We start from the raw sequence: 21,298 nt of genomic DNA on the forward strand, positions 1-21,298 counted from the left end.
GCCCGGCGCGCGCCGACACGGCACCCTTTCTCCACAGAATACGGGGCAAAGCCCCAGCTTCCGGGGGACTACTCCTTCGGAGGGACTTGAGAAGTCGGTTAACAAATGGTTAAAGCCAAGCTTCGTTGGCCATTTGACCGAAGGTCACCTCCATGGTTCCCGTCACCGCTCTCGATAATCGTCGGCAAGCCAGGCGCTTCCCCACGCATCACCCGGCGAAGATCATGCTGGGTCCCGAGGCGATGATCTCCTGCACGGTGAAGGACATCTCGACCGGCGGAGCCAGGATCGCGGTCAAGCGGCACACGGACCTGCCGGAAACCTTCGAGCTGTATATCGCGGCTCATGACCTGCAGGTGCGCCGCGCCCGGGTCTGCTGGCGGCATGGCGATTTCGCCGGCATCGCGTTCAGCGCCGAGGAGGCCGACATGACACCGGTCGGCGAAGCCGCCGACGGGCTGAGCTTCGCGGATTGCCTCGACCAGGCCGCCATGCCAGCGCATCTCGCGTCCAAGCCGGCGCGCAAGGATCTCAAGCTCTATCGCACCACGGTCTGATCGAAGGCCGTCGCGTCGGATCGGAACGCCGTTCAGGTCGTCGGCGTGATGTCGATCTTGAACCACTTCTCGGACAGCTTCTTGATCGTGCCGTCCGCCTTCGCGGCCGCGATCGCCTCGTTGAACATGGCCTTCAGATCGGCGTCCTCCTTGCGCATCCCCGCGCCGACGCCGGGGCCGAGCAGCCCGCCGGTGATCGATGGCCCGACGATGGCGAAGTCCTTGAACTCGGGCTTGCGCAGCGTTCCGCCCAGGGCGGTCGCGTCCGCCAGCACCGCGTCGATGCGGCCGGCCGCGAGATCGAGGTCGTGCTGCTCCGTGGTCTTGTACTCACGGATCTCGGCCACGTCCTTCAGGTACTTGTCGGCGAAGTTCGAGTGGATGGTCGAGGTCTGAACGCCGATGGTCTTGCCCTTCAGGAGCGGCTTCAGGTCGGCGATCGCCTTCTCCGCCGCCGCCTGCTGGGTCGACAGGTTGAAGGCTTGGCCCGTCCCGGGCATCTTGGCGAGCGGGGAATCCTTCGAAACGAGGAAGCCGTTGGGACCGGCCGCATAGGGGTTCGAGAAATCGATGGTCTTCTTGCGCTCGTCGGTGATGCTCATGCCGGCCATGATGGCGTCGTACTTTTTGGCCGTGAGTGCCGGGATGATGCCGTCCCAATCCTGGGCGACGATCTCGCATTTCACCTTCATGCGGGCGCACAGCTCGTTGGCGAGGTCGATCTCGAAGCCTTCGAGCTTGCCGCCGGGACCGGTGAAGTTCCACGGCTCGTAGGCACCTTCCGTCGCAATCTTGACGGTTTCCCACTTCTTGCTTTGCGCGACGGCGCCACCGACCGCCAGTGCCGCGCCGAGGAGAGAGAGACCAACGATTCTTGAGACCTTCATTGCCATTCTCCTGATTCAAAGGGCCGGCCTGAAGAAAAATGGTGCCGCTCGCGCTCCTGCGATGGACGTCAGCCCGATGCAAGGGCCGGGGCCGACAAGGCGCCGGGGCACCGCACGGTCGGCACATCGTCACGCCTATGCTGAAAACGCCCACGCACCGGGTCCGTGTTCCCTCGATCATCGGATCCAAAAGGGGGCGCTTTTCCGCGCGCTGCGCTAGCGCCGTCCGAACAGGCGCTCGATATCCGTCAGCTTGAGCTCGACATAGGTCGGCCGGCCGTGGTTGCACTGGCCGGACAGCGGCGTCGCCTCCATCTCGCGCAGCAGGGCGTTCATCTCCTCGGGCCGCATGCGCCGCCCCGCCCGGATCGAACCGTGGCAGGACATGCGCGAGAGCACCGCGTCGAGACGCTCCTCCAGCGGGCTCGCAGCCCCCTGCCCCCATTCCGCCAGCGCGTCGGCCACGTCCTGCACCAGCGCCTTGATGCGACCGCCCGCAAGCGCGGACGGCACCTCGCGCACGAGCAGAGCACTATGGCCGAAGGGTTCGACCACGAGGCCGAGCCCTTCCAGAGACGAGGCCTGCGCCAGCACCCGGTCCGCATCCACGGAATCGAGGTCGACCACTTCGGGAATCAGCAGCAACTGACGGGCGATGCCCGCCGAGGCGCGCTCACGCTTGAGGCGCTCGTAGACCAGGCGCTCGTGAGCCGCATGCTGATCGACGATGACGATGCCGTCCTGGGTCTGTGCGACGATATAGGTGCCATGCAGCTGCGCGCGGGCGGCGCCCAGAGGCGCCTCCCCGGCCTCGGGCTCGACCTCATGGGTCGCCGCGCGGCTGTCAGCGGAAGGAACCGACAGATCGGACAGGCTCGCCTGCCTGTCCGCGAAGCCGGACGCGGGCGCAGAGGGTCGCTCCGGCGCATCGAGCGGCGCCTGCCAATTGGCGAAGGCGCTGGTGGGCCGGATCGCATGCGTGCGGTGCGGGTAGGATGGGCGCATGGGCAGCGCGCCTTGCGGGCGCAGGCTCTCCAGCGCGCGCGCGCCGCCCGTGGACGACGCGCGAAACGAATAGCGGGTGATCGCTTCCTTCAGCGCGCCGACCACGTAGCCGCGCACGAAGGCCGGATCGCGGAAGCGCACCTCGGTCTTGGCCGGATGCACGTTGACGTCCACCGCGCGCGGATCGAGATCGATCATGATGGCGAGCACCGGATGGCGGTCGGAGGCCATCACGTCCGCGTAGGCGCCGCGCACCGCGCCGAGCAGCAGCTTGTCGCGCACCGGCCGGCCGTTGACCACGAAGTGGATCGCCGTTCCGGTGCCACGGTGATAGGTCGGCAGGCTCGCGAACCCGGTGAGCCGCACGCCCTCGCGCTCGACCCCGATGGACATGGCGTTTTCATGGAACTCGGCTCCGAGCACCCGGGAGAGGCGGCGCAGGAATCCATGTTCGCCGGGCTCCTCCGGCGGGCAGGTGAAGGCGGTCAGGTGTTCGCCCGACAGGGTGAAGCGGATCGTCGGATGCGCGACAGCGAGGCGCTTGACGATCTCGGCCACCGCCTGCGCTTCCGAGCGGTCGCTCTTCAGGAATTTGAGACGCGCCGGCGTGGCGGAGAACAGATCCGTCACCTCGACCCGGGTTCCCTTCGAGGCGGGAGCCGGGCGCACGGGCCCCTTCACGCCCGCCTCCACCAGGATGGAGGAGCCGGTCTCCGCCTCCGCTGTTCGCGTCACGATGGACAGGCGCGCGACCGCCCCGATGGACGGCAGCGCCTCGCCCCGGAAACCCAGGGTGTTGATGGAGAACAGGTCGCCGTCCGGAAGCTTCGAGGTGGCATGGCGCTCGACCGCGAGCTCGAGATCCTCCGGAGTCATGCCCCGACCATCGTCGACGATGCGGATCAGGCGCCGCCCGCCGGCCTCGACGGCGATCTCGATCGAGGTCGCGCCAGCATCGACCGCGTTCTCCACGAGTTCCTTCACGGCCGCGGCCGGGCGCTCGACGACCTCGCCCGCAGCGATGCGGTCGACGAGGATGGGATCGAGGCGGCGAACAGGCATGCGAGACGTCCGGGCTCCGGATTCGACAAGGGGAAGATAGGGGCTGAAGGCGGCGGAAACCAGAACGCGCGACGTTATTCCCCTGCTCTCTTCGGCCCCCGTCGCGGGCTCCGCTGCGCGGCCTCCGGATCCGTGGCTTCCGGATCTCGTTGCGGGACTGAACGCCCTCTCGTCATCACCGGGCTTGTCCCGGTGATCCCGCTTGTCTGAAGCGCCGCGTCTTCCCGGATCGGGATGGCCGGCACAAGGCCGGCCACGACGGGGAAGATGGCGGGACGGGACTCGTGCTCCTACGCTCTCTAGCCCTGCGCTAGATACTCCTTGGCCAGGATCTTGGCCTCTTCGACTGCTGGCTGATCGAACGGGTCGACCCCCATGGCGTAGCCGGCCAGGATCGTCTCCAGCATGAAATGCATGAGAAGCTCGCCCAGGGTGCGCTCGTTCAGGGTCTCGACATGGATCTGGCGAGTCGGACGGCTGTTCTTGGCGAAGGTGTCGGCCATGGCACGGCCCTGAGCGGCCACCAGATCCCCGATGGTCTTGCCGGCGAACGCAGCTTGACCCGCACGCTTGGCCAGGGACGCATCCATCACGGGCCCCTTCCCGGCGACGCCGGTGGTCAGCACCGTGAAGAGCTTGTCGTTCGGGCCGGCCAGATAGAGCTGCTGCTGGCTGTGCTGGTCCACCGGACCGATGGCGGCGACCGGCTGCGTGCCCTTGCCGTCCTTGCCGACGCTCTCGGCCCAGAGCTGCACCCACCAGCGCGTGAAGCGCTCAAGCCTGTCCGCATAGGCCATCGTGACCGCGATGCCCTTGCCGGCCTTGGCCGCCGCCACGTTGAGCGCGGCGCCGAGGGCGGCCGGCGCGTCCTTGGCCGCGGCCCCGCTGCGGAAGGGCGCGTAGGCGTCGGCCGCGCCCTGGCGGATGGCTTCGACGTCCAGGCCGAGCACGGCGGCCGGCAGGAGCCCCACATTGGTCAGCACCGAGTAGCGTCCGCCGATTCCGGTGTGATGCTCCAGGAAGCGCACGCCCTCCGGCTCGAGGAGATCGCGAAGGGCGTTCTTGCCGCCGTCCTTGCGGGGCTCGGACAGGCCGAGGAAGAGATCGTTGGGATGGGAGCGCAGGCCGGCCTTCTCCAGGGCCGTGAGGACCGCGATGGTCTGCATCAGCGTCTCGCCCGTGCCGCCGGATTTCGAGATCGCCACGAACTTGCTCGAGGAGAGCGGCAGCTTGTGCAGGATGCGGTCGAAGGTGATCGGATCGAGGTTGTCGAGGAAGTGGATGCGGGGGCTCTCGGTGAAGCGGCCCGTGCCCGGCACCGCGTAATCCTTCAGCTGCGCCAAGGTCTGGCCGCCGAGGCTCGATCCGCCGACGCCCAGGATGACCACGTCGGTCGCATCGTCGCGCAGGAACGCGGCCGCCTCACGGATGTCCGCCAGATCGTCGGTGGTGCGCGGCATGTGGAGAAGCGGCAGCCGGCCCGACGCATCGTCCTCTGCGAGGCGCTTCATGGCCTCGCCCACGAGCCCGAGCGCATCGTCGAGCGCCGCCTGCGGCAGACCGCCTTCCCCGATATTCACGTCAAGGGCAAGATCGATCGATTGCTGCAGGGCCATGGGCGTACTCCGACTCGTTCAAAGCAGGAGCGAAAGATTAGGGCAGAGAGGAGCCCGAGGCTAGGGCCGTCGCAACAGGCCTGAAGCGTCTGCCTCCGAAGGCTGGTCTGGAGCGCCGCGCCCCTCGGATCGAGATCACCGGGACAAGCCCGGTGACGGCGTGGCGATCAAACGCCGGTGGGCCGGCCGGCGATCACGGTGAGCATTTTGCCGTCGCCGAAGATCTGCGCGGCGGCCTTGCGGATGTCCGCCTGCGTCACGGCCGCGACAAGGCCGTTGCGGCGGGCGATGTAGTCGATGCCGAGGCCCTCGAAGGCGATCTGCGCCAGGGTATGGGCGATCTTCGTCGAGGTGTCGAAGCCGAGGGCGTAGGAACCGGTGAGATAATCCTTGGCCTTCTGCAGCTCCTCGTCGGAAGGGCCTTCGCTCGTCAGCTTCGCCATCTCGTCGGTGATGACGTCGAGGGCCTCGACGACGCGCTCGTTTTTGGTGGCGGTGTAGCCCCATGTCATGCTGGCTGAACGGTAGCTCACGAGGGAGGTGCCGACGCTGTAGGCGAGGCCGCGCTTCTCGCGGACCTCCTGGAACAGGCGCGAGGTGAACGCGCCGCCGCCCAGGATGTGGTTGAGCACGTAGGCCGGGATGAATCCCGGATCGCGCCAGGCGATGCCGTTCATGCCGAAGCGGATGACGGATTGGGGCACGTCGAGATCGACCACGATGCGCGAACCCAGCTTCTGCAGCGAGGCGGGCTCGATGAGACCGAGGGGCTTGGCGTCCGGCAGGGCGCCGAACACCTTGTCGAGCAGGCTGGAGAGATCGTCGCCTCCGATGGCTCCGACCACGGCGATCTTGACGCGCCCGCGGGCGATGATCGCCTTGTGCATGGCGATCAGGTCGTCGCGGGTGATCGCCGCGATGCTCTCGGGCGTTCCCGAGGTCGGACGCCCGTAGGGATGGCCGGCGAAGCCGTCCTCGAAGAAGCGGCGCGTCGCCATGACGCCCGGATCGTTCTGCTGGTACTTCAGCCCCGCGATGGTCTGGGCGCGCACGCGCTCGATGGAATCCTGATCGAAGCGCGGCTCGGCGAGCGCAAGGCGCAGCAGCTCGAAGGCTTCGTCCGCATGCTTGACCAGCGTCTTCAGGGAGCCGCCGAGGGCATCATTGCCCGCATTGAACGACAGCTCGATCGCATGGGCGGCCAGGCGCTCCTGGAAGGCATCGGAATCGTACTCGCCTGCCCCTTCGTCGAGCAGGCGTGCGAGCATCTGCGCCACGCCGGGCTTGTCCGCGGGATCGTGCGCCGAGCCTCCCTCGAAAATGAAGGAAACGGCGATCAGCGGAACCACGTCGGACTCGACGTGCCATGCCTCGACGCCACGGGCGGAGGTCAGCGCCTTTACCGTGGTCGGAGACGAGGACATGGTTTCGACAGAAGCTGTCATGGGTACCTCGGTTCTTGTGCAGGCGGGCTTTTTTAAGAGGCCGATTTCTGCAGATAGCCCGTCACGGAACGGCGGGGGATGAGATAGCGCTCGGCCGCGGAGGCGAGATCGTCCTTCAGGACGGTCTCGATCTCGACCGGCCAGCGGCGCACCTCCTCGATGGTCTCGCCGATGGCGAGCGCCGAGCCGTAGATGCGCGCGAGCGACGATTGGCTGTCGGTGGAATAGATCGTCTCGGCCACGAGGCGCGTCTTCGCGCGTTCGACGGAATCCGCGTCGAGCGCCTCGGCCGGAATGGTCTTGAGCACCTGATCGACGGCTTCTTCCAGCGCCTGCAGCGACACGCCTTCGGCCGGCACCGCATAGACGCAGAAGCGCGTATCCTCCATGGCGGAGGACATGTACCAGGCGCCCGCGTTCACGGCGATGCCGCGCTCCATCACGAGCTTGCGGTAGAGATAGGAGGTCGGCCCGCCGCCGATCACCTCGGCGAGAAGCTCAAGCGCGTAGCAGTCGCGCTGCGAGGCCGTGCGGCAGGACGGCACGAGGTAGAGCCGCTGCATGGTCGGCTGCTCGACCTTCGGATCGGCCACGGTGATGTGGCGCGCCGCCACGGGCTCGGGCTCGCGCGGACGCATCCGCACCGGACGCTTGCCCTGCGGGGCGATGCGGCCGTAGGTGGCGTCGGCCAGCCGGCGCACCTCGTCCTCGCTCACGTCGCCCGCCACGACCAGAATGCCGTTCTCGGGCGTGTAGAAGCGGCGATAGTAGTCGAGCGCGTGGTCGCGATTGAGCGTCTCGATCTCGTGCATCCAGCCGATGATCGGAATGCCGTAGGGGTGATGCACGAACAGGGAAGCCGCCATCGCTTCGGAGAGCTGCGCCGACGGATCGGTCTCGACGCGCATGCGGCGTTCTTCCAGCACCACGTCGCGCTCAGGCGCGATGACGGATTCCTCCAGGAGGAGGTTCGTCATACGGTCGGCCTCGAACTCCATCATGGTCTTGAGGTTCTCGCGGGCGACGCGCTGGAAATAGGCCGTGTAGTCGAAGGACGTGAACGCATTCTCCTGACCGCCGAGGCCCGAGACAACCTTCGAGAACTCGCCGGCCGGGTGCTTCTCCGTGCCCTTGAACATCAGGTGCTCGAGGAAATGCGCGATGCCCGATTGTCCGAGCGGATCATCGGCCGAACCGTTGCGGTACCAGATCATGTGCGTCGCGACAGGGACCCGGCGGTCCGGGATGACCACGACGTCGAGACCATTGTCGAGCGTGAAGGATGACAGGTTCGGGCCACTGCCTTCCGTCCGCCCGAATGAGGCGGCGTCAGCGCGAAGAAGGGGCTTTGAGGCAGTGTCCATGACGTTTCAACCTTGGCGACATCAATGCGTTTCGCAGGGCAGTTCCTACGGGATAGTCAAATTAAGGGGCTATGCAAGCGAAGCCGCTGATCTTTCCTGTGCGGCGCGATTTGTCCGGAAATGTCCGATCAGGCTTGGCTTTTGATGGCCCCATAACGGTTTCAGGCGAACGGTCGATCCGTTCGCCTGAAGGAAGAGGGAGGAGACAATGCTTACTGCCTGCTCTGCTGCTGGCGGAGATAGGCCGACGGGCTGTCGGGATCGCCGGACACGATCGGATCGGCCGTGGCCTTGATGCGGCGGCCGCCCTGGGCCCTGAGCAGATCGCCCGGAGGATCGCTGAGATAGCGGCGGTCGAGGCCGTTGCCTTCAAGCTGCGGCTTGTCCTCCTTGGAGAAGGCGCGCAGCTCGTCGGGGCTCATGCGGGCGATATCGGCCTGCCGACCGACCGGGTATTGCGGGCCGGCGGCCGCGGCGTTCGGATTGCGTCCGGCACGCATCTCCTCGATGGAGAGGCGCTTGCCTTCCGTGTTCTTGTAGAGTTCGGAATTGGTATAAGGCATGCGGGCTTCGGCCGCGGCCTTGCGGCGGGCCGCCACGTCCGGATCCTTCGGCCAGTTGGCGTTGCGCGCCTCGGCACCGCTGCTCGCGACCGGAGCCGGCAGATCCATCTTGGGCGGAAGCACGAGCGGCGCGCGCTCGTTGTAGGCGATGGGTGCCTTTTCCTTGGGAATGATGCCGATGGCGCCGAGGATGCTCTTCACGGCCTCGCCTTCCTGGGCCGAAGCGCCGGTGGCGGCGATCAGAAGCGCCAAGGCCCCCACGCGGCCTATGATTTTCATTCCCTTCATGGCACCCACCATTCGTTTCTCATTGTGGCCGGAAGGCCTGATCGCTCATTCTGGCGAACATATGGCAAACGGCGCCACAACATATCGTTATTTCGCTCGTCGCCCCTCCAGGACGAAGGAGTCATAAAGCAAACCAACCACCCCCGCAACGATGGCGGCATCGGCCACGTTGAACACGTACCAGGACCAGGTTCCGACATGGATCTGGATGAAATCGAACACGGCCCCGTAGGCCAGCCTGTCGATGACGTTCCCGATGGCGCCGCCGACGATCAGGCCGAGGGATACGGCCAGAAGCTTGGCCGTCGTGCGCCGGATCCAGAAGGACAGGCCGATGGCGGCCAGGATCGAGATGACGATCAGCCCCCAGCGGCCGACCTCCGAGCTTTGCTGGAACAGGCCGTAGGAAATGCCCCGGTTCCACACGACGATCAGATTGACGAAAGGAGCGAGTTCGACCGGCTCCCGCACCGGCAGATCGTAGACGAAAAGGGTGTAGAGCTTGGTGGCCTGATCGAGCACGAGGGTGAGCAAGGCCGCAGTGAAGCCCAGGACCGCCGCGGCCGACAGGCCCTTCTGGACCGAGCGGCCCCTGCCCCTTCCCTTCGAGCTCCCGCCTTTCGAGCCTCCTGACCGGTTCGCTACGCGCGGACGCGGCGAAGCGGCCTGAGGCGTCATTCCCGCATCCGTCAGCGGCACGCCGGTGTCGTCGGGCTTGCTCATTCCGCCGCCGCCTTCAGCTGGTCCCACTCGCGCAGGGCCGCCGCGTCGCGGGGCGTCACATCCGGATAATCGGGATCGGTCCCGACATCGGGCGTGACCTTCCAGGAGCGGGCGCATTTGCGGCCCTGGGCCAGCCCCGGCACGACCGCCACGCCCCTGACGTCCTCGAGGCGGAAGGCCTCGGCCGGGCCTTCGCCCTGCACCACCTGGATGCCGGACGTGATGCAGATCTCGGCGAGGTCGAGGCCCTCGACGGCCCGGAACAGGCTCTCGTCGGCGATGTGCACGATGGGCGCCGCCTCCAGGCTCGCGCCGATGCGCTTCTGGGCGCGCTCGATCTCCAGCGCGCCGGTGACGACGCGGCGCACGCGGCGGACCTTCGCCCAGCGCTCCGCGAGCGCCTCGTCACGCCACTCGGCCGGCACCTGCGGGAAGGTTTCGAGATGCACCGACTCCGCCTGCGGATAGCGCGCGAGCCAGGATTCCTCCGCCGTGAACGCGAGGATCGGGGCGATCCAGGTCGCCACGCAGCGGAAGGTCTGGTCGATCACCGTGAGGGCGCTCTTGCGCACCTTGCCGGAGATCGGATCGCAGTAGAGCGAGTCCTTGCGGATGTCGAAGTAGAAGGCCGACAGATCCGTCGTCATGAACGAGGTCAGCAGCGCGACCACGCGCTTGTAGTCGTAGTTGCCGTAGGCCTCGCGCACCTCGTCGCCGAGTTCGACCAGGCGGTGAAGCACGAAGCGCTCGAGATCGGGCATCTCGTTGAACGCGACCTTGTCGGCCTCGCGGAAATGCGCCAGCGAGCCCAGCATCCAGCGGATCGTGTTGCGCAGCTTGCGGTAGGTCTCGGCCGTCGTCTTGATGATCTCCGGGCCGATGCGCTGATCGTCCCAATAATCGACCGAGGCCGTCCAGAGGCGCAGGATGTCGGCGCCGTATTCCTTAATGATGCTCTGCGGCGCGACCGTGTTGCCGAGCGACTTCGACATCTTGCGGCCCTGCTCGTCGAGCGTGAAGCCATGGGTGACGACGATGTCGTAGGGCGCGCGGCCGCGGGTGCCGCAGCTCTCGAGCAGCGAGGAGTGGAACCAGCCGCGGTGCTGGTCCGAGCCTTCGAGATACATGACCTGATCGGGCCCGCCGTCGACCTTGCGCTGAACCTTCAGGTCCTCGCGCTTCTCGAGCGCGAAGGCGTGGGTGCAGCCGGAGTCGAACCAGACGTCGAGGATGTCGTTGATCTTGTCGAAGTCATTCAGGTCGTAGCCGCCCGCCTTCAGGAAGCGCGAGCCGTCATCCGCATACCAGGCATCCGCGCCGTCCTGCTCGAAGGCCTGCGCGATGGCGTCGTTGACGCGCTCGTCCTTGAGGATCTCGTTGGTGCCCTTGCGGACGAAGACCGCGATCGGCACGCCCCAGGCGCGCTGGCGCGAGACCACCCAGTCGGGCCTGTTCTCGATCATCCCGGTGATGCGGTTCTCGCCGGTTTCGGGCACCCACTCGACGGTCTTGATGCCGTGCAGCGCGCGCTGGCGCAGGGTGTCGCCCTTGCCGTCGAGCGGCTTGTCCATCGAGATGAACCATTGCGGCGTGTTGCGGAAGATCAGCGGCCCCTTCGAGCGCCAGGAATGGGGATACTGGTGCTTGAGGCGCCCGCGCGCGATGAGCGCCCCGACCTCGACCAGCTTGCGGATCACAGCCTCGTTGGCGCCCGCATCCTTGCCCTTGTCATCGTAGATGCGCTCGCCGGCGAAGAACGGCACGTCGGGGAAATACGACGAATCCGGCGAGACCGTGTGCGGCACCTCCTTGGTGCCGCAGGCGGCGAAGACGTCGCGGTGCTTCACATACGTATTGTAGTCGTCCGCGCCGTGGCCGGGAGCCGTATGCACGAAGCCCGTGCCCGCGTCGTCGGTCACGTAGTCGGCCGGCAGGACCGGAACGCCGAAATCCCAATAGCCGTGCGCGCCCTTGAGCCCGCGGAACGGATGCGCGCAGCGCTCGATCATCACCGGCAGCACGTCCTTCACGCGTCGGTATTCGGCGACGCGTGCGGTGGCGAAGACATCGGCCGCGAGCTTGTCGGCGATCACGAGACGGTCGCCCACCTTGGCCCAGTTGTCGTCCGCCGCCTCCGTGACCTCGTAGAGCCCGTAGGCGATGGTGTCGCCATACGCGATGGCGCGGTTGGCCGGGATCGTCCAGGGAGTCGTGGTCCAGATGACCACGGACGCGCCGTCGAGATCGCCGTCCAGCGTGTTGGTGATCCTGAACTTCACCCAGATCGTCGTGGAAGTCTTCTCGTGGTACTCGACCTCGGCCTCGGCGAGCGCCGTCTTCTCCACGGATGACCACATGACGGGCTTCGAGCCGCGGTAGAGCTGGTCGCTCACCGCGAACTTCATGATCTCGCGGGCGATCTGCGCTTCCGCGTCATAGGACATGGTCTGGTAGGGGTTCGTCCAGTCGCCCTCGACGCCGAGGCGCTTGAACTCCTCACGCTGCACGTCGATCCACTTCTCGGCGAAGGCCCGGCACTCGCGGCGGAACTCGACGATGTCCACGTCGTCCTTGTTCTTGCCCTTGGCGCGGTATTCCTCCTCGATCTTCCATTCGATCGGCAGGCCGTGGCAGTCCCAGCCGGGCACGTAGTTGGAATCGAAGCCCAGCATGCCCTGGGAGCGGACCACCATGTCCTTGAGGATCTTGTTCAGCGCATGCCCGATATGGATGTTGCCGTTGGCATAGGGCGGGCCGTCGTGCAGCACGAAGCGCGGACGGCCCTTCTGGACCTCGCGCAGGCGCTGGTAGAGCCTGTTCTCGTTCCAGCGCTGGAGGAGGAGCGGCTCCCGCTGCGGCAGGCCGGCCCGCATGGGGAACTCGGTCTGGGGCAGGAACAGGGTTTCGGAATAATCGCGGGCGGCGCTTTCGGGCTTGTCGGTCATCGTGGTCAATCGGTCTTGTGTGGCCCGTGAATCAGGCGGGCGCATCGGGCTTCTGTCGGAGGCGAACGGCTAGGATCCCGGACCTTCGCGGGTCATGCGAAAGCCGGGCCGATAATTCGCGCAGCGCCTATGCGGGCGGCCAGCGGAGCCTGAGAAGCCGTGGACATGACGAGCCTTTTAGCAGCGCCGGGCCGGATAATAAAGCGCAGACACATGGGTTTGCCGAACGGCCGGGAGCCGGCGCGGAACCATTGCCACAGTTCCGCCTTGCCCTCGTTCGGGCCGAATGGCCCCTCCTATGCTCGAAGACGGAGCCCCAGCATGTCCCCGATGCCCCCCTCCTCCCCGGTCCGCTACGAACCGTCCGTCGAGACGCCGCATCCGAAGGAGGCCGAGATCGGGGCGAGCATTCTGGATTCGATGCGGAAGATCCGGGAAAAGACTTTTGCGGATTACGGCCGCGCAATGCGCAGCGTGCACGCCGAAGGCCACGGCGCCCTGAAAGGGGAACTTCGGGTCTGCCCGGTCTGCCCGGGGTCCTGGCCCAGGGCCTCTTCGCCAAGCCCGGCACCTACCCGGCCGTTCTCCGGCTCTCCACCACGCCAGGCGACATCCTTGACGACAGCATCTCCACCCCGCGCGGCCTCTCGATCAAGGTGTCGGGCGTCGAAGGCGAGCGCCTGCCGGGCTCGGAGGGCGCCACGACCCAGGATTTCGTGCTGGTGAACGGCCCGGCCTTCCAGTCGAGCCCGTCCATGTTCGCCCAAAACCTCAAGCTCCTCGAGAAGACTACCGACCGGCTCGACCGGACCAAGAAGGCAGTCTCGGCCATCTCGCGCGGCCTGGAAAGCCTGATCGAGGCCTTCGGCGGCGAGAGCGCCAAGCTCCAGGCCCTCGGCGGGCACCCGGAGACCCATATCCTGGGCGAGACCTTCTATTCGCAGGCGCCGATCCGCTACGGCGCCTACACCGCCAAGGTCTCGGTCGCGCCGATAAGCGCGGAGCTGAAAGAGCTCAAGGGCGCTCCGCTCGACCTGAACCGTAGGTCCGACGGCCTGCGCGAAGCCGTCGTGGATTTTTTCCACCGGCATGGCGGGGAATGGGAAATCCGGGTCCAGCTCTGCGCCGATCTCGACACCATGCCGGTCGAGGATGCCTCCGTCTTGTGGCCGGAGGACAGGAGTCCCTATATTCCGGTCGGTCGCATCACGGTTGAGCCACAGGAGGCCTGGAGCGACGGCAAAGCGGCCGCCATCGACGAAGGCCTGTCCTTCAGTCCGTGGCACGGCCTTGCCGCGCACCAGCCCCTCGGCGTCGTCATGCGCCTGCGCCGAACGGCCTACGCGGCCTCCGCCGCGTTCAGGGCGGCCCGCAACGGGCATTCGAACGAGGAGCCGAAGACGCTGGACGCGATTCCGGTGTAAGGTTTCTCCAAGCTGATTGAGAGGAAGAACGATGGCTCACTCCCCCGTGGACGAGAAGCGGCGCTCGAAGGCCGGCTTCGACCTCACCCCGCCCAGCCGCGAGCAGCTGCACGCCCTGGCGGCGAACCTCGACGACGAGGAGCGCCGGGTCCTGCTGGAGCACGGCACCGAGCGACCGTTCTGCGGCATCTTCAACGAGGCCAAGGAAAAAGGCACCTATTGCTGCCGCCTCTGCGGGCTGCCGCTGTTCAATGCGGGCACCAAGTTCGAGTCGGGCACCGGCTGGCCGAGCTTCTTCGACCCGATCGACCGCGAGCACATCGCCTTCGTGCGCGACACCAGCTACGGCATGGTCCGCACCGAGATCCGCTGCGCCCGCTGCGAGGGTCATCTCGGCCACGTGTTCAACGACGGCCCGCCGCCGACCGGCGAGCGCTACTGCATGAACTCGGTGTCGATGCGCTTCGTCGCCGACGGCGACCCGCTTCCGGACGAGCTGGGCCGAGGAGCCCCGGAGGGCGAAACGGCGGGCTGACGCCCACCATGGGCGTTTCTCTTCAGGATCCGGGCCGGCAGGCGGAGGCGGATTTCTACGCCCGCCTGCCGGTCTTCGACCATTTTTCCCAGCTGACCGATCCCGGGCTCTACATGCCCGTGCCGGACGACTGGGTGCTGGGCCTCAGCGACATCGTGCGCTCGACCGCCGCCATCGCGGCCGGGCGCTACAAGGAGGTCAACACGGCGGCGGCCTCCGTCATCGCGGCCGTGTCCAACACGCTCGGCACGAGCGAATTCCCCTTCGTGTTCGGCGGCGACGGAGCAAGCTTCGCCCTGCCGGCCTCGCAATCCGGTCCCGCCCGCGAGGCGCTCGCCGCCGCGGCCGCCTGGGTGCGGGACGTCTTCGGCTTCGAGCTGCGCATCGCCATGGTCCCGGTCGCGGAGATCCGGGCCAAGGGCCACGACGTGCGGATCGCCCGCTTCGCGGCCTCCCCGGACGTTTCCTACGCGATGTTCTCCGGCGGCGGCCTCGCCTATGCCGAGCGGCGGATGAAGGACGGCGCCTTTGCGGTTCCTCCGGCACCGCCCGGCACCCTACCCGATCTCACCGGGCTGACCTGCCGCTTCGACGAGATCACGCCCCAGCGCGGCGTCATCCTGTCCCTGATCCTGTTGCCCGAGACCACGGCGGGCCCGGACGCCTTCAACGCCCTCGTCGGGCAGGTCCTGTCCCTGGCCGAGGGCCAGGAGGCCGGCCGGCCCCTTCCTGAGAACGGGCCGGCCCTGACCACGCCCTTCAGGGGCTTCGGCATCGAGGCGAAAACCGTCTCGAGGGACGGGGCGGGCCTCCTTACATTGGGGAAACTGGCGGTGCGCCGCCTGATCTCGTTCGTGGTCCTCCGGTTCGGGCTCAAGGTCGGCCGGTTCGATCCGGCCCGCTACCGGCGCCAGCTCGTCGAGAACACGGATTTCCGCAAGTTCGACGACGGCCTGCGCATGACCCTCGACTGCACCCCGGCGCTCGCCGACCGGATCGAAGCCCTGCTGACGGAGGCGCGGCGGGCGGGGATCGCCCATTACGGCCTGCACCGGCAGGAGGCCGCCCTCATGACCTGCTTCGTGCCCTCGGCGACCCGCAGCGACCACATCCATTTCGTCGACGGCGCCATGGGGGGCTACGCCATGGCCGCCCAGGCTCTCAAGCCGGCGGTGTGAAGCGGGATCGCGTCGGACGTTCAGCCAATCATCGAGACCGTGGTGTCCTCGGCCAGCATCCGCTTCGCCTCGACCGAATCCCGGTCCATCTGGGTGATCAGCGCGTCGATGCCGTCGAAACGCTCCTCGCCGCGGATCCAGCCGACGAATTCCACGTCGAGTATCTGGCCGTAGAGATCGCCCGAAAAGTCGAACAGATGCACCTCGAGCAACGGGGCGCCATTGTCGAATGTGGGCCTGCGGCCGAAGCTGGCGACGCCGTCAACCGGCCGGCCCACCACGCTGGCCTTGACCGCGTAGATCCCGTGGCGGAGGCGGCAATCGTCGGAAAGCCGCATATTGGCCGTGGGGTAGCCGAGCTCCCGGCCGCGCTTGTCGCCGTGGCGCACGTGCGCCTGCACGAACCAGCGATAGCCGAGAAGCCGGTTGGCCGTGGCGATGTCGCCCGCCTCCAGGGCGGCCCGGATGGCGCTGGAGGAGACCGGCTCGGTCCCCTCGACGATTGCGGGGGCGACCAGGCAGTCGAGCCCGCGCTCCCGGCAGAGCTCCGCCATGCGGGCCGGATTGCCCTCGCGCCCGCGGCCGAAATGGAAATCGTGGCCGATCACCACGCCCGAAAGCTGCAGCTCGCGGGCCAGCAGATCGACGAAACCCGGCGCCGTCAGGGCCGCGAGGCTGCCGCTGAAGCGCCTTTGGAAGACCCCGTCGAGGCCCAGTCGCTCGAAGATCTCGAGCTTCACCGGCTCGGGGGTCAGGCGGAACAGCGGCCTGTCGGGCTGGAAGAAGGTGCGCGGATGCGGCTCGAAGGTGACGACGGCGGACGGTCGCCCGGAACCCTGGGCCATTCTCAGGAGATGCTGGTGGCCCCGGTGCACGCCATCGAAATTGCCGATGGCCCCCACGGCTCCCGCGAGGCTCTCGGGCACGGGCTCGCCATCGCGGCAGATCGCGAACGGGGTGGGCATCGGGAGAGAGACCTCGGAACTCATCGGGCGGATATCGGTGCGGGCGCGACCCTGTCGAAAACCAGCCTGCGGGTCAAGGGAGGCGCTTTGGATTCGATCGGGCGTGGTTCGCGGACGACGATGGCCTCCCTCGTCATGGCCGGGCCTGTTCCGGCCATCCCGATCGGAAAGGCGCCGCGTTCCAGCCAATCGGGATCACCGGGACAAGCCCGGTGACGACAGGTTCATGTCCCGTCGCGCGCTACCAGGACAGGACTTCCGTGAAGGCCGTCGGCCGGACGGGCTGACGGTCGACCCAGTCCTGCACGTGGTCGGAGATCAGGCCGCCTGCGTGAAGGCCCAGCTCCTCGGCGTGAATCCCGCGGGCAACCATCAGCGAGTCGATGCCGTAACCCGCCGCGCCCGCGATGTCCGTGCGGATGGCGTCGCCGACGGCGAGCACCCTCTCCTTCGGGATGGAACGGCCGGCGAGTTCCGCCCCGACGGCGAGAGCCCGGTCGTAAACGGGACCATGCGGCTTGCCCGCATAGAAGACGTCGCCGCCCATCTCCTCGTACGCGAGAGCGATCGTTCCGGCGCAGGGCAGGATCATGTTGCCGCGCTCGACCACGAGATCGGGATTGGCGCAGACCATGAGCAGGCGTCGGCCGAGCATGGCCTCGAGCTGCGGCCGGTAATCCTCGACCGTCTCCTCCTCGTCGTTGTCGAAGCCCGAGCAGACCACGTAGTCGGCCTCGTCGATGGAGCCGAAGCGGACATCGAGCCCGCCGTAGATCGGCATGTCGCGGGGCGGCCCGATATGGTGAACGATCCTGTCGATGCGCTCCTGGATGGCGAGCCGCGTCAGGTCGCCCGAGGTGACGATGGCATCATAGGCCGTGCGGGGCACGCCGAAGCCGTCGAGCTGCGTTCCGACCGAAGCCCCCGGCCGGGGCGCGTTGGACACGAGGACGACCCGTCCGCCCTTGGCGCGAAACCGGGTGAGCGCATCGCTGGCCGCCTCGTAGGCCTTGATCCCGTTGTGCAGCACGCCCCAGACGTCGCACAGGACGAGATCGTAGTTTTCGGCGAGAGGCTGCAGGCCCTCGACGTGAACGGGACGGGACGGAGCGGTCATGAGGTCTCCCTGGCACATCGTGCGGAAAAGTGGACCCGGATTTCGCTGACGCGGCCCTCTGCGTCCGCGCCGAACGATGTGCACTTTGATGATCAGCATCGCACCTGAAAGTGGGATGCGCTTTCAGGTGCGATGCTTGTGCTCTGAAACCGGGCGGGTAGGCCCTTGCGCCGCTCAAGTCAACCGGTGCGCCGCAGAAGGGTCGGCGCGGGCTCCAGGCCGAAGGGCTGCGGAGCCGCCTGCTCGCCGGCGATCTCCGGCTTGACCGGGCGCGGAGCCGCGAAGGCGAAGCCCTGTCCCAGCGGCACGCCGAGATCGCAGAGGACCGGGACCATGTCGTCCTGGTCCACCCGCTCGGCGATCAGCCGGATGCCCTGGCGGCGCAGGGACGGGGCGAAGTCGCGCACGTCGAGCTCCGGCCCGGCATAGCGGCCGTCCGTCTGCTCGGCCGCCTTGATCATGAGGTCCGCCGGCAACTTCATGAAGCGGATGCCGAGGTCGCCCAGGGTCACGGGATCGAACCTCAGGTCGGCGGCGCGGTCGAGGGAGAACGGCACGCCCCGCTCGCGCAGAGCGGACAGCGCAGCCCTGTGATCCGCATCGAGATGGCGCCAGCTGTGCTGAGGCATTTCCAGGACGATCTTGCCGAGCAGATCCGGGCTGGCGTCGACGAGCCCCGCCAGCGACCACAGGAAGCCCGGCTCGGCGACGGCATGGGCCGTCAGGTTCACGCTCACGATGGCCTCGCTGCCGCGGGCGACGAGATGGCGCGCGACCGCCATGGAGCGCATCAGGACCCGGCGGTCGAAATCCGACGCGCGGCCGGAGGCTTCGAGGATGGGCAGGAAGTCCGCCGGTCCGAGGAGCGTCCCATCGGCCAGGCGCAGCCGCGCCAGCGCCTCGTAGAAGCGGATCTTGAGCTGCGGCAGAGACACGACCGGCTGCAGGTGCAGCTCGATCCGGTCGGCCTCGAAGGCCTGGGCCACCAGCCTCATCCGGCTGACCTCTTCGGTCGAGGGGCTGCGCATCGACGGCAGCAGGGACGGTTCGGGGAAGCGGACCACCTGCGCGCGGGCCGGCGGAGGCGGGTCGACCACCGCGTCGGCCGACCGGGCCAGTTCGCGCAGAACGGCCGCCGGGCCGCCCGCCAGCATGGGCGAACGCAGGACCAGAGGCGCCGGCGGAACCTGTCCGTCCGGCGGAGCGGCCGCGAACCGCATGGCCAGCGTCTGCCGCTCCGTTTCCGCCTGCCACCACAGGACCACGAGACCGAAGAAGACGGTCATGACCAGAAAGCCGAAAACCGGCAGGACGAGCCCCGCCTCCATCGGCATGGTGGCCGAGGCGGCTGCCGTCAGGATGGCCGGCGCGAAGGCGAGCAGCGCCGCCTTCCTGTCCCGCAGGACTGAAGTGTTTTTCTTGTTCGTCACCATGGGTGCCCCCGCTCCCCTGGCTCGGCGAATATGCGCGAATCAGTGTGTTAACAGACAATGAATCACCGCGATTCGCGGGGCAAGTTTCGCTTTCCCGCAATGGACATTTTTACGCAGTCCGGCGTTGCCCGCCCATGATGTCGGCCATCCCGTCAGAGCCGACGAAAGGACCGATCCGATGGAAGAACCGCGCAAGGACCTGCTGATGCAGGTGGATGGAATGACCTGCCAGGGATGCGTCAATTCGGTCACCCGGGCCATCCAGCGCCTCGATCCCGGCGCCAGGGTCGACGTGGACCTCGAGCATGGGCGCGTGCATGTCACCACCACGGCGCAGAGCGTCGAGGTGGCGCGAGCCCTCGACGCCGCCGGCTATGAAGCCCGCGCCATGACCGGCTGAGCCGAGAGCTGCGCCGGGCTCATGGCTCCGCCCAAAGTTCTTTTTGCCGCGCCCGGAAACGGCTGCTAGGTTCCCGATCAGCCAGACATTCTCGGGGACCATGATGACCGCACAGACATCCAGAGCCGCCAACGACCTCATCGCACCCAACGACCTGGATGCCTGGTGGCTTCCGTTCACGGCCAACCGCTCCTTCAAGCAGCGCCCCCGGATGATCGCCCGCGCCAAGGGCATGTACTACTACACCCCCGACGGCCGGGAGGTGATCGACGGCGCCGCCGGCCTCTGGTGCTGCAATGCCGGCCACAACCGCGACGAGATCACGGCGGCCATCCAGGCCCAGGCGCAGGAACTCGACTATTCGCCCGCCTTCCAGTTCGGCCATGCGGGCGGCTTCACCCTGGCCTCGCGCCTCGCCCAGCTCGCGCCGGGCGATCTCAACCACGTCTTCTTCTGCAACTCGGGCTCCGAGGCGGTGGACACGGCGCTCAAGGTGGCGCTGGCCTACTGGAACGCGAAGGGCCAGGGCAGCAAGACGCGCCTCATCGGCCGCGAGCGCGGCTACCATGGCGTCGGCTTCGGCGGCATCTCGGTCGGCGGCATCGTCAAGAACCGCCAGTTCTTCGGCACCCTGCTGGCGGGCGTCGACCATCTGCCCCACACCTACAACCGGGCCGAGCAGGCCTTCTCCCGCGGTGAGCCGGAATGGGGCGCGCATCTGGCCGACGAGCTGGAGCGCATCGTGGCGCTCCACGACGCCTCGACCATCGCGGCCGTAATCGTCGAGCCGATGGCCGGCTCCACGGGCGTGCTGCCGCCGCCGAAGGGCTATCTCAAGCGCCTGCGCGAAATCTGCGACAAGCACGGCATCCTGCTCATCTTCGACGAGGTGATCTCGGGCTTCGGCCGCCTCGGCACGGCCTTCGCGGCCGAGCGCTACGGCGTCATTCCGGACATGATCACCTTCGCCAAGGGGGTGAATTCGGGCACGGTGCCCATGGGCGGCGTGCTGGTGCGCGAGGGTCTCTACAAGACCTTCATGAACGGCCCCGACCATATGATCGAGCTGTTCCACGGCTACACCTATTCGGGCCACCCGCTCGCCTGCGCGGCGGCCCTCGCCACCCAGGACATCTACCGCGACGAGAAGCTGTTCGAGCGCGCCAAGGCCCTGGAGCCGGTCTGGGCCGATGCGATCCATTCGCTGAAGGAGCTGCCGAACGTGCTCGACATCCGCACGATCGGGCTCGTGGGGGCCATCGACCTCGCGTCCCGGCCCGATGCCGTCGGCAAGCGCGCCTTCGAGGCCATGGACCGCGGCTTCCAGGAATACGGCCTGATGATGCGCATCACCGGCGACACCATCGCCCTGTCCCCGCCCCTCATCATCACCGAGGAGCAGATCGGCGAGATCGTCGACAAGCTGACCAAAGTGATCAAGGCGGTCGCCTGATTTCAGCCTTCCTCATGGCCGGCCCCGTGCTGGCCTTGAGCGGTTTTTCTTCTCTGCCGCCGGGCCCTCATCGGCCCTCCTCAGGATGAGGACTATGGGTGTGGGATCGGGGGTCGGTCGAGTACCATCAGGCCTGCACCTCGCCCGTCACCCTCAGCCCGTCCTAGCACGCTCCAGGTCATGGCCGGGCTTGTCCCGGCCATCCTCCGCCTGTCCTGACACCCTCCCCGTCATGGCCGGGCTTGTCCCGGCCATCCCGATTGGAAGAGCGCTGTGCCTTTCTGATCGGGATCACCGGCCCAAGGCCGGTGATGACGTGGGAGTGGTGGACAGGTGTG

The 21,298-nt window shown here is 67.4% G+C and carries 17 protein-coding genes; 6 read left to right on the plus strand and 11 right to left on the minus strand.

All coding sequences use genetic code 11. The annotated features are described in order from the left end of the window. Window positions 1–152 precede the first annotated feature (152 nt). The gene (locus tag KBI52_RS26525; RefSeq protein ID WP_210812268.1) at window positions 153–557 is read left to right on the plus strand and encodes a PilZ domain-containing protein; all 405 of its coding nucleotides are present in this window, start codon (window positions 153–155) and stop codon (window positions 555–557) included. A 32-nt stretch (window positions 558–589) separates the two neighbouring features. On the opposite strand, the gene KBI52_RS26530 is transcribed toward KBI52_RS26525, so the two are convergent. The 8 genes from KBI52_RS26530 to ileS form a co-directional block, all read right to left on the minus strand. Beyond that, window positions 590–1,444, minus strand: coding sequence for a transporter substrate-binding domain-containing protein (locus KBI52_RS26530; protein WP_210812269.1), 855 nt, complete (start codon window positions 1,442–1,444; stop codon window positions 590–592). Window positions 1,445–1,660: 216 nt separating this feature from the next. Next, a complete protein-coding gene (gene mutL / locus KBI52_RS26535) occupies window positions 1,661–3,511 on the minus strand; it encodes a DNA mismatch repair endonuclease MutL (RefSeq protein ID WP_210812270.1) in 1,851 nt (616 codons plus the stop codon). Window positions 3,512–3,810: 299 nt separating this feature from the next. Further along, on the minus strand, window positions 3,811–5,127 hold the full coding sequence (locus tag KBI52_RS26540; RefSeq protein WP_173948817.1) for a glucose-6-phosphate isomerase: 1,317 nt from the start codon (window positions 5,125–5,127) through the stop codon (window positions 3,811–3,813). A gap of 167 nt (window positions 5,128–5,294) precedes the next feature. Next, window positions 5,295–6,572 carry a pitrilysin family protein gene (locus tag KBI52_RS26545; protein WP_210812271.1) on the minus strand — a complete coding sequence of 426 codons (1,278 nt, stop codon included), beginning with the start codon at window positions 6,570–6,572 and terminating at the stop codon, window positions 5,295–5,297. Between the two features lie 32 nt (window positions 6,573–6,604). After that, the gene (locus tag KBI52_RS26550; RefSeq protein WP_173948815.1) at window positions 6,605–7,936 is read right to left on the minus strand and encodes a pitrilysin family protein; all 1,332 of its coding nucleotides are present in this window, start codon (window positions 7,934–7,936) and stop codon (window positions 6,605–6,607) included. 212 nt (window positions 7,937–8,148) lie between these two features. Beyond that, window positions 8,149–8,787: a hypothetical protein gene (locus KBI52_RS26555; protein WP_210812272.1), complete on the minus strand. Its 639-nt coding sequence runs from the start codon at window positions 8,785–8,787 to the stop codon at window positions 8,149–8,151. Between the two features lie 87 nt (window positions 8,788–8,874). Further along, complete coding sequence (lspA, locus tag KBI52_RS26560) at window positions 8,875–9,339, minus strand: signal peptidase II (protein ID WP_247654672.1); 465 nt, start codon at window positions 9,337–9,339, stop codon at window positions 8,875–8,877. A 167-nt stretch (window positions 9,340–9,506) separates the two neighbouring features. Further along, the gene (gene ileS, locus KBI52_RS26565) at window positions 9,507–12,455 is read right to left on the minus strand and encodes an isoleucine--tRNA ligase (RefSeq protein ID WP_210812273.1); all 2,949 of its coding nucleotides are present in this window, start codon (window positions 12,453–12,455) and stop codon (window positions 9,507–9,509) included. 656 nt (window positions 12,456–13,111) lie between these two features. On the opposite strand from ileS, the gene KBI52_RS26570 reads away from it, so the two are divergent. Genes KBI52_RS26570 through KBI52_RS26580 form a run of 3 tightly spaced genes read left to right on the plus strand, consistent with a single transcriptional unit; the run spans window position 13,112 to window position 15,592 of the window. Beyond that, complete coding sequence (locus KBI52_RS26570; RefSeq protein ID WP_315974842.1) at window positions 13,112–13,879, plus strand: catalase family protein; 768 nt, start codon at window positions 13,112–13,114, stop codon at window positions 13,877–13,879. Window positions 13,880–13,910: 31 nt separating this feature from the next. Beyond that, complete coding sequence (msrB, locus tag KBI52_RS26575; protein WP_173948812.1) at window positions 13,911–14,414, plus strand: peptide-methionine (R)-S-oxide reductase MsrB; 504 nt, start codon at window positions 13,911–13,913, stop codon at window positions 14,412–14,414. Between the two features lie 8 nt (window positions 14,415–14,422). Next, on the plus strand, window positions 14,423–15,592 hold the full coding sequence (locus KBI52_RS26580; protein WP_210812274.1) for a DUF3095 domain-containing protein: 1,170 nt from the start codon (window positions 14,423–14,425) through the stop codon (window positions 15,590–15,592). A 20-nt stretch (window positions 15,593–15,612) separates the two neighbouring features. On the opposite strand, the gene KBI52_RS26585 is transcribed toward KBI52_RS26580, so the two are convergent. The 3 genes from KBI52_RS26585 to KBI52_RS26595 all read right to left on the minus strand — a co-directional run bounded on the left by KBI52_RS26585 (window position 15,613) and on the right by KBI52_RS26595 (window position 19,107). After that, the gene (locus KBI52_RS26585) at window positions 15,613–16,557 is read right to left on the minus strand and encodes a bifunctional riboflavin kinase/FAD synthetase (RefSeq protein WP_210812275.1); all 945 of its coding nucleotides are present in this window, start codon (window positions 16,555–16,557) and stop codon (window positions 15,613–15,615) included. A 241-nt stretch (window positions 16,558–16,798) separates the two neighbouring features. Further along, window positions 16,799–17,674, minus strand: coding sequence for a TIGR01459 family HAD-type hydrolase (locus tag KBI52_RS26590; RefSeq protein ID WP_210812276.1), 876 nt, complete (start codon window positions 17,672–17,674; stop codon window positions 16,799–16,801). Window positions 17,675–17,853: 179 nt separating this feature from the next. After that, window positions 17,854–19,107, minus strand: a complete 1,254-nt coding sequence (locus KBI52_RS26595) for an EAL domain-containing protein (RefSeq protein ID WP_173948808.1) — start codon at window positions 19,105–19,107, stop codon at window positions 17,854–17,856. Window positions 19,108–19,285: 178 nt separating this feature from the next. Between KBI52_RS26595 and KBI52_RS26600 the strand changes: the two genes are divergently transcribed. After that, the gene (locus tag KBI52_RS26600) at window positions 19,286–19,507 is read left to right on the plus strand and encodes a heavy-metal-associated domain-containing protein (protein WP_173948807.1); all 222 of its coding nucleotides are present in this window, start codon (window positions 19,286–19,288) and stop codon (window positions 19,505–19,507) included. Between the two features lie 103 nt (window positions 19,508–19,610). Next, window positions 19,611–20,960 carry an aspartate aminotransferase family protein gene (locus KBI52_RS26605; protein ID WP_210272236.1) on the plus strand — a complete coding sequence of 450 codons (1,350 nt, stop codon included), beginning with the start codon at window positions 19,611–19,613 and terminating at the stop codon, window positions 20,958–20,960. Window positions 20,961–21,298 lie beyond the last annotated feature (338 nt).

It is taken from the genome of Microvirga sp. HBU67558, from assembly GCF_018069605.1.
Lineage (GTDB): Bacteria > Pseudomonadota > Alphaproteobacteria > Rhizobiales > Beijerinckiaceae > Microvirga > Microvirga terrae.